Annotated in this window: 8 protein-coding genes; 5 read left to right on the top strand and 3 right to left on the bottom strand. The window is 71.6% G+C overall.

Annotated features, from left to right (window positions below; all coding sequences use genetic code 11):
• Positions 1 to 920: 920 nt before the first annotated feature.
• Positions 921 to 3698, bottom strand: coding sequence for a glycosyl hydrolase (locus ACFXAE_RS20530; protein ID WP_384716593.1), 2778 nt, complete (start codon positions 3696 to 3698; stop codon positions 921 to 923).
• A gap of 288 nt (positions 3699 to 3986) precedes the next feature.
• Here ACFXAE_RS20530 and ACFXAE_RS20525 point away from each other — a divergent pair, with 288 nt between their 5' ends.
• The 5 genes from ACFXAE_RS20525 to ACFXAE_RS20505 all read left to right on the top strand — a co-directional run bounded on the left by ACFXAE_RS20525 (position 3987) and on the right by ACFXAE_RS20505 (position 11837).
• A complete protein-coding gene (locus ACFXAE_RS20525) occupies positions 3987 to 4478 on the top strand; it encodes a hypothetical protein (RefSeq protein ID WP_384716590.1) in 492 nt (163 codons plus the stop codon).
• 770 nt (positions 4479 to 5248) lie between these two features.
• Positions 5249 to 6160: a hypothetical protein gene (locus ACFXAE_RS20520; protein WP_384716587.1), complete on the top strand. Its 912-nt coding sequence runs from the start codon at positions 5249 to 5251 to the stop codon at positions 6158 to 6160.
• Between the two features lie 111 nt (positions 6161 to 6271).
• Positions 6272 to 6721, top strand: coding sequence for a peptidase inhibitor family I36 protein (locus ACFXAE_RS20515; RefSeq protein ID WP_384716584.1), 450 nt, complete (start codon positions 6272 to 6274; stop codon positions 6719 to 6721).
• Between the two features lie 164 nt (positions 6722 to 6885).
• Positions 6886 to 10791: a helix-turn-helix domain-containing protein gene (locus tag ACFXAE_RS20510; RefSeq protein WP_384716581.1), complete on the top strand. Its 3906-nt coding sequence runs from the start codon at positions 6886 to 6888 to the stop codon at positions 10789 to 10791.
• 158 nt (positions 10792 to 10949) lie between these two features.
• Positions 10950 to 11837, top strand: a complete 888-nt coding sequence (locus ACFXAE_RS20505; protein WP_384716578.1) for an NlpC/P60 family protein — start codon at positions 10950 to 10952, stop codon at positions 11835 to 11837.
• A gap of 296 nt (positions 11838 to 12133) precedes the next feature.
• On the opposite strand, the gene ACFXAE_RS20500 is transcribed toward ACFXAE_RS20505, so the two are convergent.
• Both ACFXAE_RS20500 and ACFXAE_RS20495 read right to left on the bottom strand, forming a co-directional pair.
• Complete coding sequence (locus ACFXAE_RS20500) at positions 12134 to 13444, bottom strand: hypothetical protein (protein WP_384716575.1); 1311 nt, start codon at positions 13442 to 13444, stop codon at positions 12134 to 12136.
• A gap of 74 nt (positions 13445 to 13518) precedes the next feature.
• A complete protein-coding gene (locus tag ACFXAE_RS20495; RefSeq protein WP_384716572.1) occupies positions 13519 to 15393 on the bottom strand; it encodes an ATP-dependent endonuclease in 1875 nt (624 codons plus the stop codon).
• Positions 15394 to 15621: the final 228 nt, after the last annotated feature.

The raw sequence follows: 15621 nt of genomic DNA, 5'->3' as shown, positions 1-15621 counted from the left end.
AGCGGACAGACACGGGCCATGGCCGACGGCGGCTGCTCGGTCGTACTCGACGAGGCACTTACGCCCTGTGCGCGGTGACCGGGGAGCCTGCGAAGCCGGTTCATCGTGACAGAGGGGAAGCGGCAGCAGGCGATATCGTACACGAGAAGCGACAAAGTCAATAAGCGTTTACTCGTTGACGTCGTCAACGCATTAAATTTAGCATGAAGCGAGAGTAGTTGCGGGATGAATGAATGGCGCGGTGGTCCGGGACCGACGGCGGCTCGTCCGGTCTGCGCGCGGCGCTCGGTGGGCTGCCGGCGCGGCTGCGGCGTGCGGTCGTGGACGGCGCCGTGCCCGAGCACGTCTCCACCGGGGGCGTACGGGTGCTCGCGCTGGGGGTGCCGAGCGGGAACGGCTGCGTCACGAGCCGGCCCGGCTGGGGCCGCCCGTGCGGGAATTGCACATGCACACAGAAGGCGACCCTCGGGGCGGTGAAAAGGTTGCACGAAATGGTGGGGACAATGCGTTCCCCCGGCCCCGACGCGGCGCCCCGCAGTCTGCTGCCGCGGAAGACCGTCGCCCTGGCCGCACTGGCGGTCCAGGTGCACGACTGGGCCGTGCGCGTCCACTCCGCCTACCTGCCGCGGCCTTGCTGCGAGCCCCGGAGGGTACGCCGTCGGTCGGCCGGTGAACGGCCTGTCGACGGCCCGTGGGCCTCGGAGTTCCCCGGCTGGGCGGGAGTCGCCGACCGGGCCGGCCGGGGTGGGCTCGGACTCGATGCGGCTGACACGACCGAGCCGTTTCCGGATCGCGCACCTGGCCGGCCCTCAGGACGATTCCCCGTAGCGGGTGGCCATCGCGGCGGCGCGGTCCCGCCGCCTCTGCCGCCCGTGCCGGTCGAACCGGCACGGGCGGCAGGCGGACCGGCCTTCGCCGGTTCAGCTGTAGGGGATCACCAGCACGGACTTGTCCGTGCCCGTCCGGAGCTTCGAGGTGCCGTTGCCGATGGCGCTCCACACCTCGAGGCGTACGGTGCCGGCCTTGAGGTCGCCCGGTGTGCCCGTGGCCGCCTTGAGGCCGCGTGCCTGCGTGTACTCCTCCCATCCGGTGACCGGGTCGGTCGCGAAGTAGTGGTACGTCTCGGTCCGGTCGAAGCTGCCGTCACCGGTGAGGTCGTAGCTGATCCGGGCCTGCTGGCCCAGCCCGACCGCGGTGCCCGCGTCCACCTGGAGCCGGAAGGCCGTCTGTGCGCCCGGGGTGAGCGTGCCGTTGACGCCGCGCACCTCGTAGACGAGGGGCTGGTGCGGGGTGCCGTCGTGGTTGGCGCCGCCGGCGGAGGCGATGGTGTCGCTGCCCTCCGTGCCGCCGGTCGCCGTGGTCAGGGCGCCACCGCTGCGCAGCTGGAAGGTGTTGCCGGTCGGCGGCTCCGGGTCCGGGTCGGGTTCTCCCGAACCGGTTCCGGTGCCGGTCGCGGTGGAACGGGCCGGCACGGAGAGGGTCTTGCCGTCGGAGAAGGTGACGGTGCGGGCCGTCGCTCCGTGGTTGTGGGCCGCGTAGGTCCGGGTCGTTCCCTTGGTGAAGACGGCGGAGGCGGGGATGTCACCGGTCACGGTGGCGTCCGGGGCGCCGAGGGTGTCGAGGGTGCTGATCCAGTGGTAGGTGTGCGCCTTGGACTCGCCCTCCTCCGGGGTGTAGCCGGCGTGGCCCGCGTCCCATTTCGCCTTGGCCGCGGCAGGATCGGCGAACGACTCGAACTCCCACAGCAGGTCGCGCCATTCAACGGCCGGACCGCCGTTCTCCCGCTCCATCTCGGCGATGTTGCGCCGGATGGCGGCCTTCTCGCCGCCGAGGTGGAGCGATCCGCCGGTCACGGGCAGGACGTTGATGCCGTGGATCTCCTCGGGGTTGGCGGTCCACCAGGTGGCGTAGGCGGCGCCGCTGCCCCACACCATGCCGGCCGTGTCGTGACCGAACGAGGACGGGAAGACCTGCTCGTCGGCGTCGAACCAGTACTGGGCGATCGACTCCGACTCGGTGGTCAGCAGGAACGTGCCGAGGTCGCGCAGCGAGGTGTCGCCGGTGGCGGAGCCCCACAGAATGAGGGCGGTGCTGAGGTTGGTGGACTCGGAGGAGGACTCCTGGTTGTTGCCGGCGGCGAAGCCCTGGTGCCCGGAGGCCCAGCCGTGGCCCGCGTAGACGTCGAAGCCGCGCAGGAAGGGGTAAGCGCTGTCGGTACGGCTGGGGTTGGCGGTGTCCCGTACGAGGGTCTTCACCATGCCGCCCCAGGCGGACTCGGCGGCCCACGCCTGGTCGTACTGGGCGACGATCGCCGCCGCGTAGACGTAGTAGCCGTAGTGGAAGTGGTGGTCGTTCAGTTCGGTGTCGCTGCCGTAGGAGGCGGGATAGCCGGTGAGGGTCTTCCAGTCCTTGTCGTAGCTGAACTCGTTCGCGCCTCCCGCCGTGAACCAGTCCTGGAGCCTGCCCTTCATCAGGCCGAGCATCCGGTCGCGGACGGCGGTCTCGCCGATCTGGTCGGCCACCGGGACGAGTTGGGCGAGGCGGCCGAGCGCCTTGCCGGTCCAGTAGGTGTCCGAGGCCCCGGAGAAGGGGTCGGAGGCGTTCACGACCTCGTTCAGGTAGCCGCGCAGCCGGGCGGTGTCCACACCGCTCGACTTGGGCAGCGCGGGCAGCACCGCCGACGCCTTCTGGCTCGTGGTGAAGGAGGCCGACTCACGGACCTTCATGGTGCCGCGCGGCGAGACGTAGGTGTAGGAGGTGAGGGGGTCCGTGGTGTGCAGCCACTGGTGGCGGTAGAGGGCCTGGAGCGTGCCGCGCTCGGTGCCCTCCTTCGCCTCGGTGGTGAGCGTGTAGGTGGCACCGACGGTGCCCCCGGTGTAGTTCCAGGTGACCTTGGAACCGGTGACGAAGCTGTAGGCGTACTTCTTGAACGTCGCCAGCGCGCCGGTGGACGGCAGCACGGCGACGGAGAAGTAGTCCTTCGAACCGAGACCCGCGGTGACGGTGGATCCGGCGACGTTCCAGTCGCTGCCGGTCGGCGCGAAGAGGGCGTAGTGGTGCCCGGCGACGGTGATGCCGAGGACGTTGCCCTGGTCGGCGAAGACGGCGGGCGTGCCGGCGGTGGTGATCTGGGCGTTGCCGCCGGAGCCCTTGGCGTAGACGAACGGGGAGCCGTGGCCGATGGTGGTGCGCAGGGTGCGGGCGCCGTCGGACCAGTAGGGGGTGACCGTCCAGTCCGACCAGTCGTCGGCCTTGGTGTCGGGCGAGTTGAGGCCGGTCAGGCCGATGGTGAGGTCGCGCTTGTGGGCGTACTCGTACTGGCGGCCGTCACCGACGATCGCGGGGGTCGTCGGGTAGCCGACGTCGAGCCCGCCGGCCGTGGCCTGGTAGGTGAGGGGGTGCCCGTACATGGGGGTCGAGTACGGGTTGTCGCCGTAGCGCTGGAAGGCGAGGGAGGACCACCAGTCGTTGGTGGGCACGGGCCGGTCCTTGGCGGCGGCGGTCACCTTGGGCGTGACCGGGGTTCCCGTGTTGGTGGTGGGGCCCGACGTACCGGCGGGCCGGGTGTCGGAGTAACTGCCGGATCCTACGGGGACGGTGGCGGCGGCCGCCGGTGTGGCGGCCGGGCCCAGGCCGACGACGGCGAGGGCTGAGGCCAGCAGCAGAACGGTTGCCGGTCTGGTGCGTGGGGATGGCATGCGTCACCTCAAGTCGTGACAGGAAGAGGTTCTGAGAGCGCTCTCAGATGGCCGGAACGTAAAGCCCATGTAATGCACGTGTCAATGCGTTGAACGCAGTGGGCAGTTGCCGAGCCTGAAATCCGTCATACCTTCGCCCGTGACGGTGCGAGCGTGCTGCTGACGGGGGTTGTCGTACGATCGGCGCAATTCCGGTACTTACCGGACCTGTTGTCCGGCCGCTGATCCCGTACGGGCGCGGCCGGCGCAGGACGACCGGGCCGGTCGCGAGGATCCGGGAGACGACCAGTGACACGAGGCGGGGACGAGCCGACGGAGCTCATGGAACGGCTGGCGCGTGAGCTGAACGTGTACGTGAGCGCCGGGCGGCTTCCGTGGCCCGCCCCCGCTCCGGACGGGCCACGGTCTCTCGTCGCCGCCGAGGTGCACGCCCTCGTGCGCCGGCTGCACGAGGAGCACTGGCACCGGTACGGCTCGGACCCGGTGCCCGTCGGGCAGGTCGAGGCGTCGCTCGTGCCGTGGGACGCCTCGGACGTCACCGCGCTGATGGGGGAACTCGCCTCGGTGAGTCTGCTGTGGCCGTCGCACGCGTACATGGACCGCGGGGAGGCCGATGCCGTCGCCCGGCGCGTGGTGGCCGCCCTCGGACCCCGGGCACGCTGGTGGTCCAACCGGGACGACGCCGGCGTGAGCGGCGTCACCGGGACCACCATGGACACCCTCGTCGCCGGCAGTGACGGTGACCGCTTCGTCGTGCTGATCCAGGTGGAGGACGACTGACGCGTCCGGGGGCACGCGGCGGAGAGGGACAGGAACCGGTCGCCCCGGACACGTCCGGCCGGCCGGTCCCGTTCCTCGCACCCGGGGCCTCCCACCGGGGCGGCGTCGGTATCCGGGACGTCGGGCATCGGACCGCGCGTCCGGTGCGGTGATTCCGCCGAGGGCCGGCATGCGCTCGGGCACGCCCACACGGTTCTGCCGGGGCCGTGCGGGCGGTCGGTGGCGCCCCGGCCGTCGGCGAGGGCGGCCACGAGGAGGAGGCCGCGGCCGGACTCGGACCCGAGCCCGGCGGTGATCAGGGAGAGCGTTTCGTCGACGTGGCTGTCGTACGGGTGACCCAGGAGTCCAGGCAGTGCGAGACGAACAGCCGGGCCGGTCGGGCGCCTCGCGGGGCGGAGGTGAAGGCCGTCGCGAGCTCGGAGTGTCCGTGGGGCGAGTGGGAGGGTGCGGTGTGCATGGGCTCGGCGTCGTGGCCGCGCCGGTGCGGCCGCCGGCGGCGACGCTTGTACGGCGGGGTGCCGTACGCCGGGACGGGATGCGAGGGAAGACGTGTCGAGTCGGGCGGCACCGTGACGCGGTGAGGGCGCCGCTCCTCGCCCGCACCGCTTCCGGCCGTCCCCACCACGTTGCCTCCCTCCCGGCGTTTCCCCTGGTCACGCCGTGTTTCCCGGTCGGCGGTCACGGCGGGCAACAGGAAACCCGTCGACCTCTGTCGGCAGCGGGGCAACTCTGGGTTCGTCAGCGAGCGGCAGCGAAGGGGGGTTGGGTTCATGAGACGTGCACTCGTGTTCCTGTGCGTGGTCGTGGCGGCTGCCACGACCGGATGCGCCGACGGCGCCGACGAACCGGCGCAACAGGATCGGCGTCCGCGTCCTCGGGCACTGACCTGGCAACAGGAGCTGCGCGTCGCCGACGCGCAGCAACGCCTGACCAGGCAGTGCATGAACCGCCAGGGCTTCACCTACCGCGAGGACCGTGGCCTGACGCTCCGGGAGAGCCGCCCGGTGCGCTACGTGCAGGACGACGTGGCCTGGGCCCGGACGTACGGGTACGGCGGCCGGATCGAAGCGAAGAGCCTGCGCGTCCGCGAACGCAACCCCAACGGGACCTACCGCCAGGGCCTCTCCCCGTCCCGGCGCACCGCCTTCGACACCGCGCTCGACGGCGGTGACGGCGCCCGCATGCTCACGGCATCGCTGCCGGGCGGCGGGGAGACGCGCAAGCGCGTCGGCGGCTGCACGGAGGAGGCCGAGCGCGCGCTCTACGGCGACCCGGCCGAGTGGTACCGCACCGGCAAGATCGCCACCGGTCTCAACGCCCTCTACGGCGAGGAGTTGATGAAGGACCGCCGTCTGACCGCGGCGGTGGGGGCCTGGTCCCGATGCATGAAGAGGGCGGGCCAACCCTACGAGAACCCCCAGGCGGCCCGCGAAGCCGTCCGGGTCAACACCGGCCGGCTGGGCGCGGCCCGCGCCGACGAGGCGTTCGCCGCCGAGCGGAGGACCGCCGTCGCCGACGCGGCCTGTGCCCGCGAGACCTCCCTGCGCGCCGTGGCCACGGCGCGGGAGACGTACTACCTGGACCGCCTGCGCGACCGGTTCGGCAAGGACATCGACACCTACCGGAACCTCGGTCAGCGGGCCTACGACCGGGCGGTGCGCATCGTTCCGGAGCGGGGCTGACCAGTCCCCGCTCCGGGGCGGACACCGCCCCCGGTGAGGGCACGCCGGGTCACCGGCCCGGTGCGCCGGCACCGACGCATCACATCATCAGAGAAAACGAGGGGAAACAGCATGCGCAAGTTCACCGTCACGGCCGCCCTCCTCGGGCTCACCGCCCTGGGCGTCGTCGTACCCGCCGCCACCTCGCAGGCGGCCGGGAACACCGTCGCCGGACCGGGCTGCGACAGCAAGTGGGGTCCGCGCAACGGCTACATGTACGCCTGGGAGAACCTGGACTGCTCGGGTGCCCAGCTGATCAGCACCGCGGGCAACAGCGACTGGTGGGTCGGCTCGCAGGACAGGGCGACGTCCGTCATGAACCGCGGCTTCACCGGCGGCCTCGACCACATCGCGTTCTACGAGAACTCCGGCTACGGCGGCGGCCACGCCTGCCTCGCGCCGGGCGAGCTCTACGCCGACAACCTGACCGACAACCGGTTCACCAACGGGGTCAACGCGAACGACACCATCTCCTCGCACCGCTGGGTGGCCCGCAGCGCCTGCGGGGCCTTCCTGACCTGACCCGACCTGTCCGTCCGTGTGACGGGGGGCGAACGTCCGGAACCGACCCATGGTTCCGGACGTTCGTGTTTTCGCCAGACCGGGTGAAAGGTTTGGCTTACCTCAGTACCCCGGCAGTAACCTGGGTGCCCGCCGTCTCACGGCCGCACCGCTTGGGGGACTCCGTGGGAGATCCGCAGCACGGGCATGAAGTTGACCACGGGAACGAGCGGGATCGGAACGCGCTGACCACGCACTCCTTCCCCGCGGAACTAAGACGACTCAGACAGGCGCGCGGCCTGTCGCTGACCGACCTGGCACGGCAGACGCATTACAGCAAGGGCTACCTCAGCAAGATCGAGACCGGCACGAAACGGGCGACCGCCGACGTCGCCCGTGTCTGTGACCGAGTGCTGCGCGCCGAGGGGCGGTTGCTCAGGCTCGTCCAGGAGGGACCGCCCGCCGGCGGCGGGAGCGACGCCGAGGCCGCCGCCTCCGGGCGGCAGTCCGACGGAGTGTGTCCGTACCGCGGCCTGTCGGCGTTCACCCCGCAGGACGCGGACTGGTTCTTCGGCCGGGAGCACGCGACGGCCGCACTGGTGGAACGCGTCTTCGAACGGGTGGGAAGCGGCCCGCTGATGCTCGTCGCCCCCTCGGGCGCGGGCAAGTCGTCCCTGCTCAACGCCGGACTGGTGCCCGCCCTGCGGCGCGGCGACCTCCCCATGCCGGGCGCCGACCGGTGGCCGGTGGTGACGTTCACCCCCACCTCACGGCCCCTGGACGAACTCCTGGAACGCACCGCGAAAGCGGTGGGCGGTGACCTCGCCGTCACCGTCGAGGAGGTGCGCGGGAATCCCGACGCGGTGCTGGACGCCGTACGCGCGATGGCGGACGACCCGCCGGCGCCGCCCGGGGGACGCCGGCCCCCGCCCTGTCGGCCGGTGCTGATCGTCGACCAGTTCGAGGAGCTCTTCACCCTCTGCGCGGACGAGGACGAGCGGCGCTCCTTCGTCCGGGTGCTCTGCGCGCTGGCGGCCCCCCGGCCGGAGGAGGACGGACACGGCTCCGCCGTCGTGGTGCTCGGCGTCCGGGCCGACTTCACCGGCGACTGCCTCGACCTCCCCGAACTGGCCCCGGTCCTCACCGACGGGCTGTTCGTGCTGCCGCCCATGTCCGTGGGGGAGTTACGGGAGTCCATCACCCGGCCGGCCGAACTCGCCGGACTGACGCTCCAGCCGGGCCTGGTGCCCCTCCTCCTGCGCGACGCGGGGCTGCGCGACGAGCAGGGCGGCCCACCGAGGGGCAGCGGGACGGACACCGGTTCCGGAGCCGACGTGACACCCTCCGGCGTGCTCCCCCTCGTCTCCCACGCCCTGCTGGCCACCTGGCAGCGGCGCGAGGGGTCCACGCTGACCGTCGCCGGGTACGAGCGGGCCGGCGGCATCCGGGGCGCGATCGCGCGGACCGCCGAGAACGTCTTCGCCCGGCTGTACCCGGCCGAGCAGAAGACGATCCGCCGCGTCCTGTCCCGGCTGGTGTACGTCGCGGACGGCGGCGGGGCGACCCGCCGCCGGATGAACACGGCCGCCCTGATGGAGCAGTTCGCCGCCGCGGACGGCGCGGCCGCCGCGCTCGACGCCTTCGTACGGGCCCGGCTCGTCACCACGGACAGCGACACGGTCGAGATCACCCACGAGGCCCTGCTGCACGCCTGGCCGCGGTTGCGGGACTGGATCCACGCCGACCGCGCCGGGCTGCTCCTCCACCAGCGACTCGCGCACGCCGCGGCCGAATGGGAGCGCGAGGGCCGCGATCCGTCCGCGCTGTACCGCGGCACCCGGCTGAGCACCGTGCGCTCCTGGGCCGACGAACTGGACGGCCGGCGCCTGCTCGGCCCCGTCGAGGAGGCGTTCCTCCGGGCGAGCCTGGCCGAGCAGGAAGGCCACGAGAGGCAGGCCGGGCGCCAGGTCCGGCTCCGGCAGTCGATGCTCGCCACGCTCGTCGTCCTGCTGGGGTTCGCCCTGACCGCAGGAGGCATCGCCCACCAGCAGCGCGAGAGCGCCCTCGGCCAGGAACGCGTCGCGCGTTCCCAGGCACTGGCCGTGCTGTCCGCGTCGCTCGCCGGAGGCCGTCCGGAGGCGTCGATGCTGCTGGCCGGGGAGGCCTACCGGGCCCACGTCACCGTCGAGGCGCGCGGTGCGCTGCTGAGCACGCAGTCCCAGCCCTTCTCCGGCCGGTTGGGCGGCCACCGGGGGCCGGTCAACGCGGTGGTCTTCACACCGGACAACCGGTCCCTGGCGACGGCCAGTTCCGACGGGACGGTGACCCTGCGACGGGTGTCGGACCGCCGCACGACCGCCACGTTCGCCGTGTCCGGGCCCGTCCGCTCGATCGCCTTCAGCCCCGACGGCCGTACCCTCGCGGCGACGTCGACGCGCGGACCGGTGACTCTCTGGGACATCGCCGGGCGCCGGAGGAAGGCCGTGCTCGACGACAGCACGGAGGGCGCCCGGGCGCTGTCCTTCGACCCCCGCGGGCACCGGCTCGCCGTCGCGACCGCGCAGGGACCGGTCCAGTTGTGGGACACCGCGCGCACGCCCCGCGTCACCGCCTCCCTCCACGGGCACGAGGGAGCGGTCAACGCCCTGGACCACGCCCGCGACGGCCGGACCCTGGTCTCCGCCGGGGCCGACCGGACCGTGCGGCTGTGGGACACCGACCGGGCCCGGCCCCTCGCCGTGCTCGAGGGGCACACCGACGAAGTGCTGGGCGCGGCGTTCTCCCCGGACGGCCGGAAGGTGGCCTCCGGAGGCGTCGACCGGACCGTACGGCTGTGGGACGTGCGCGCCGGCCGGCTCGGCACGACGCTGCCCGGGAGCAGCGACGACATCAACGCCGTCGCGTACACGCACGACGGCGCCACGGTCGTCGGCGCGGTCGGTGACGGGACGACCAGGCTGTGGGACGTCCGCAGCGGCCGGCAGACCGCCGTGCTCGCCGGCCACACCGACTACGTGATGGGGGTGGCCGCGGCCTCCGACGGCACCCTGCTCGCCACGGCCGGCTTCGACCGGTCCGTGGTCCTGTGGAACCTCGACGGCCCGGTGCTGACGGCCCGTCCGTTCACGCAGGTCTGGCAGGCCCGGTACAGCCCCGACGGGCGGCTGCTGGCCACCGCCGACGCCGACCACACGGTACGTCTGTGGGAGGTGAGCGGGCGCCGGCTCCTGGCGACGCTCCGGGGACACACCGAGGCGGTCTTCTCGGTGTCCTTCGCACCCGACGGGCGGACCCTGGCGTCGGCGGGCTCCGACGGCACGATCCGGCTGTGGGACGTGGCCGCACGGGGACCGCTGGCGACCCTGACCGGCCACACCGGGCAGGTCTACTCCCTCGCCTTCGCGCCCGACGGCCAGAGCCTCGCCTCGGCCGGCGCCGACCGCACGGTGCGCCTGTGGGACGTGACGAAGCGCGCGCCGCTGGCCACGCTGACCGGCCACCGGGACTACGCCAACGCCGTCGCCTTCAGCCCCGACGGCCGGGTCCTGGCCAGCGCCGCCGACGACCTGACCGTACGGCTCTGGGACATCCCCTCGCACCGCCCGCTCGGCACGCTGAAGGGCCACACCGGCGCGGTGCGCAGCGTGACCTTCACCCCGGACGGACGGACCCTGGCCAGCAGCGGCAACGACGGCACCGTACGGCTGTGGAACGTCCGCGAACGCCGCCCGGAGGCCGTCCTGACCGGTCACATCGGCTCCACCCGGGGCGTCGCCTTCGCACCCGACGGCCGCACGCTCGCCAGCAGCGGCAACGACCGTACGGTGCGCCTGTGGGACGTCGCCGGACGGCGTCCGTGGGCGACGCTGACGGGCCACACCGACGCGGTGTGGAGCGTGGCCTTCGCTCCCGGCGGGCGCACGGTGGCCAGCACGAGCACGGACGGCACCGTACGGCTGTGGGACCTGGATCCCGGGGCCCGGCTGGCGAAGATCTGCCGACTGCGCGCGAGCATCGGTGCCGATGCGCGCGCCAAGCTCCTGCCCGGCGTCCCCCTCTCCGACGGGGAGCCCTGCGACGGGCGGGGGTGACGGCGACTCACTTCACCTGCTCGGAGGGGGTTTCCCGGGTGTTTCCCGTTGCCCATCGGCGGGAGGCGACACCTGGTTTCTCGACAAGCGCGAGGCACGGCCAGCAGGCTCCTGTGCGACCACTTCTTTCGACAGCTACAGGAAACGGGGGTCCTGGCATGGTCCGCCGGACCAATCTCATCCGCACACTGATCGCGTTACTGGCCTTCCTCTTCTGGGCGCCGGTGTCCGCCGCCGCCGCGAACACCCAGGCGCCCGCACAGCGCACGGCCGCCGACGCGTGCGGCGTCCTCGCACCCGGAGCCTCCGCGGCGGCCGAACGCGCGATCGCCGCCGCCTGCGCCGAGGTCGCGGCCGGCACCTGGTACACGTGGGGCGGCGGGCACGGCGCCCAGCCGGGTCCCACGTACGGCCAGATCGACCCGACCGACCCGGACAGCGAGCACGACCCCGAACGGCTCGGCTTCGACTGCTCGGGCCTGGTCCGCCACGCGTACGCGCGTGCGGCGGGCTCCGACATCCTCAACGGCATCGCCAGCCAGCAGTACTACACGCACCGCGCCGCCGCCCGCTTCACCGCCGCCCAGGGCCTGGTCCCGCTGGTCCCGGGCGACCTGCTCGCCTGGGGCACCTCGCAGGACCTGCACCACATCGCCATCTACCTGGGCGCGGGCAAGATGGTCGAGGCCAAGGAGTCCGGCACCCGGCTCATGGTCAGCGACGTCCGCCTCAACGGCTACTTCGGCGCCGTCCGCGTCAACACCGGGCCGGTCACCGGTCACATCCACCAGACGTGGGGCACCGGCGTGTGGACCAAGGCCGCACCCTCCGTCAGCGCCGCCCGTGTCTACGCCTTCCCGTACTCCACCACCATCCGCGTCCAGTGCCAGAAGCACGCGGAAGAGGTCACCTCCGACGGCTACACCAACGACGTGTGGTCGTACCTGCCGGACTACAGGGCGTGGGTGACCAACATCTACATCAAGGGACCGGCGTGGCTCGAGGGCGTGGACGACTGCGGGACGACGGTGCCGCCGGCACCGTGACGCGCCGGCGCAGGGGGCCGTTCTGAAACGGTTGGGGTCCGGAACACGGACGTCACGAGTGCGACCGTTGCCTCCGCGAGGCAGCGGTCGCACTCGTGTCGGCAAGCGCATCTTCGCTCTGCACGGCAGCAAGCCGCACGCGCTGCCGGGGTGACGCACACGCCGGACGGCCCGCAGGTGGTCGGCGCCATGCGAGCCGGCCACCTGTCACGAACTCCTGGGCTGTGCGATCACAGCGGACTCGCACGGTCGAGAGCTTTTCCCTGTGGCTTCCCAACCGGTGACTGCGAGCGCGCCTACGCCGACGCGGGCAGCGCGGGGAACACGACCACCGAGCCGTCCTCGTCGCGGGCGATCTCGATCGCCACGTCCGTCGTGCGGCTGTCGACCACGGCGCCGTCGCCCAGTTGGTGAATCCGGTGGGCCGCGCGCATCAGGCGGTCGACTTCCGCGGTCGTGAAGACGGGCCGCAATCCGCTCGGGCGGGCCAGCTCCAGCATCGACAGGCGGGCCAGGACACCGGCGATGCCCGACTCCAGTTCGTCGAGGCGCTGCTGGTCGCGCTTGAGCGCGCGGGTGAAGTTCTCGAACAGGTTGCCGGGGTCGCTCTGGGCGTGCTCGACGGCCTGCAGGACGACGACCCGACGCTTCAACGCAATGGCCAGGGTGGCGAGTTCGAGATGGGCACGGAAGACGCCACCATGGTCGTCGATGCCGGGGAACGACTTGGTCAGCGTGCCGAGATCGACGGCCTGGCCCTCCAGCAACTTGTCGAGTGCGCTCTGCCACTTGGCAAGGCGGCGATCGACGGCTCCCAGCGCCGAGTTGATGGCGTGTACTGCCGAGTCCAGACCCAGCGAGACACCGGGCTTGCCCTGGTCGAGCAGAATGGCGGTGGCCTTGTCGATGGCGTCGCGGCAGCCGTCGAGTGCGCTCTGCTCTTGCTCGAGCTCCTGCTCCTGCAGTTGCTCCAGCAGTTCTGTGATGTGCTCGATCGCCTGCTGACGCTTGCCGTCGGCATGCGCGCTCACCCCCACCGCCACGGCCATGAGGACGAGTGGCGCCGCCACGGTGAGCATCGCACTGCCGCCGATCGCCACACCTGCCGTCGCCCCGGCTCCACCGACCGCGCCCGCTGATGCCGCTGGACCGACCGGCACGAACTTCGCGCCACCGACGATTTTCCCCGCCGAGTCCACCAACGGGCCGCGGAAGGCACAGACCGCTCCCTTCGCCGCCATCGGGCGAATGACGCCCTGACCGAACTGGGCGGCGACCTTCGCCGGAATCACCATGCGGTACAGGCCTTCGCCGATAGCCGGTGCCGACGCGGAGGAGCTCCGCGCTGACTGCGTGATGAGCTGCGACAGGTGCTGCGCCAGGGGACTCGCGGCATCGAGCGGGATGCCCCGGCCGCGGTCGAGCCGGTCGGGCAGCGGGTGCGCCTCGAGCGTGGCGATCGGTTCCTCGGCCAGGCCGGCCAGCACACTGCGCAGTTCGGCCAGGCGCTCAGCCGTCATCGGCCCGTCCCCGGTCAATGCGGGCACCCGGACATCACCGGTCGCCAGCATCCACACCGGAACGGTTCCCTTGCGGTCGTCAGTCATCGTCTCCCCTTTTTCTCCGGCGACAGCCTACGGTCGGCTTCCGACAGGAATGGCATGAACCTCGTGTATGCGCGTTAGGCCCTGGGCGTCGGCTGTCCTGCCATGGCCCTCACGTTCTCCAGCAGCGCGTGCAGCAGCTTCGGTTCGCCGTCGGCGGTGCGTGCGGCTTCGGCGTAGGTGGGTACGTGCTTGCCCGCGACGTAGCCGGCTTCCAGCTCGGTCAGCTCCCGGCAGCGGGCGCTCCAAGCGGGCCACTCGTCCCTGAGGCAGGTCTCGAGGTCGTCCTCGAAAACGGTGTACTCGGTCTCGGACGCGGTCGCGGGTCTGGGCACGACAGGTACTCCGAGGTAGCCGAGGATCCTCATGTTCTCGGCCTCATGCTGCGGATTGACGCCGCCCTGACCCTTTTTGGGCCCGGTGTCTGCGTCGAACACGAGGTAGCAGCGCACGCCGAAACCCGTCAGGATCGCGTGGCAGAGCATCATGTTGTTCTTGCCCTCGGTACTCAGCACACAGATGCCCTCCGCCCCGAGGTTGCGCCCCTGACGCTCGGCGAAGGCCAGCAGGACGGCTTCGTCCGTGACACCTTCCACGAGCACGGCCACATCGGAGAACAGGGCCTCGGCGAGGTCCTTCACATACCGCGTGGTCCCTCGGCGTGCAATGGACCGCTCGTCGACGTGTCCGTCGAGCGTTGTCCGCAACTGCTCCTCACCGAGGGTCCTCAGGCCTACGTCGGGGTGCTCGCCGCCCGTGACCCGGTACAGCCTGCGGACCTGCTGGTAGTGGGAAGGGTCGATGAACACCGGACTGTGCGTCGCGTACATCACCTGGGTCCGGTCCTCGGCCGTCGCGACCAGGCTGCGCAACACCTGTGCGAAGACCCGGGTCTGTGCCGGGTGCTGGAACAGCTCGGGCTCCTCGATCGCCAGGCACAGGGAGCGCGTCCCGCTCTCAGGCCGGCGGCATTCGGAGAGGTAGGTGAGTGCCGCGATGATCAGCGCGCGCTGGAATCCGTGACCCTGGCGGCGGACCGGTGTCAGAGCCGCCCCGTCGCGGATGCTGACCGCGAACGCGGTCCTGGCCCGCTTGGGTACCTGGGCGGTCGGGGTGACGACGACGTCCCGTCCGACGGTGAACCGGCCGACCTCCGCGGACAGGGCTCCGGACAGCCTCGCCAGCACCGGTGCGTAGATTTCCCTGTGCACCTTCTCGCGGGCGGCTTGGGCTTCCTCGTCGATGGCAGTGAAGTGGGCTTCCGCCTCCGAGCGGTCGACCGCGTGCTCGAGGATCCGCCCCACCACGGACGCCTTGTTGTCGTCGGTTTCCTCGTAGGCCCGCAGGTCGGCCGAGATGAAGACGAAGTCGATCAGCTTGCCGAGCAGCCCCTGGCCGGCGAAGCCGAAGAAGTGCGTGCCCTCCACCTCGGCCTCGGTGAGCCGGTCCCGGTTCCTCGCCTCCCAGGAGCGCATCTCCGCTTCGGCGGCGTCCCAACTGCGGACGGCGGGCAGACCGAGTGCCGGGTCCTGCTCGCGTAAGGCCTTGTACGCGGCCGTCTTCTCTCGGCTGCCGGCGCCCTCCCGGATCCGCTCGAAGGGTGGATAGGCCAGGGCCTTGCCCGTGATCCGGTCCTCTCCGTTCTCCCAGGTGCGCCAGATGCTCAGGGTTTCCAGTCCGTCGGGTGCGTAGTGACCGAGGGCGGCCCGGTCGGAAGCGGTGAGGCCGTTGAACTCGACCTCCACGCGGATCCGTTTGGTCTCCGCCGCCGAGTGGACGTCCTCCTCGCCGAGGGTCCCGCCCTTCTCTCCGTTGAAGAACCAGTCGAGGGCACGCAGGACGGTGGACTTGCCGACGCCTGTCGGGCCGATGAGCGAGGTGACGGAGTCGAAGGAGACGTCGAGGCTGCGCAGGCAGCAGAAGTTCTCGATGTGAACGCGCTTGATCTTCATGGTTTTCCTGAGGTGTGACGGTGCGGCACGCCCGGGACGGCGAGGCGTCGAACGGGCTGCGACGCCAGGGCACTCCGGATTCAGCCGGGCATGAGGGGCAGGTGCTTCCAGTGATGTCCCCCCAGGCGCCACCGGAAGCGTGAGCACTCAACCATGATGTTGAAAGCGCTGTCAATCGAATGGTGATTGATGTGTGAAGGTTCCAGCCCTGTCGTGGGTGCGAGCACG

This window comes from Streptomyces sp. NPDC059454, assembly GCF_042749965.1.
Taxonomy (GTDB): Bacteria; Actinomycetota; Actinomycetes; order Streptomycetales; family Streptomycetaceae; genus Streptomyces.
This window is presented reverse-complemented; position numbering and strand designations above follow the sequence as displayed.

Bases quoted from the DNA above. Each gene is read 5' to 3' on its own strand.
- ACFXAE_RS20530 (WP_384716593.1), bottom strand. From the start codon at position 3,698: ATGCCATCCCCACGCACCAGACCGGCAACCGTTCTGCTGCTGGCCTCA.
- ACFXAE_RS20520 (WP_384716587.1), top strand. From the start codon at position 5,249: ATGAGACGTGCACTCGTGTTCCTGTGCGTGGTCGTGGCGGCTGCCACG.
- ACFXAE_RS20515 (WP_384716584.1), top strand. From the start codon at position 6,272: ATGCGCAAGTTCACCGTCACGGCCGCCCTCCTCGGGCTCACCGCCCTG.
- ACFXAE_RS20505 (WP_384716578.1), top strand. From the start codon at position 10,950: ATGGTCCGCCGGACCAATCTCATCCGCACACTGATCGCGTTACTGGCC.
- ACFXAE_RS20500 (WP_384716575.1), bottom strand. From the start codon at position 13,444: ATGACTGACGACCGCAAGGGAACCGTTCCGGTGTGGATGCTGGCGACC.
- ACFXAE_RS20495 (WP_384716572.1), bottom strand. From the start codon at position 15,393: ATGAAGATCAAGCGCGTTCACATCGAGAACTTCTGCTGCCTGCGCAGC.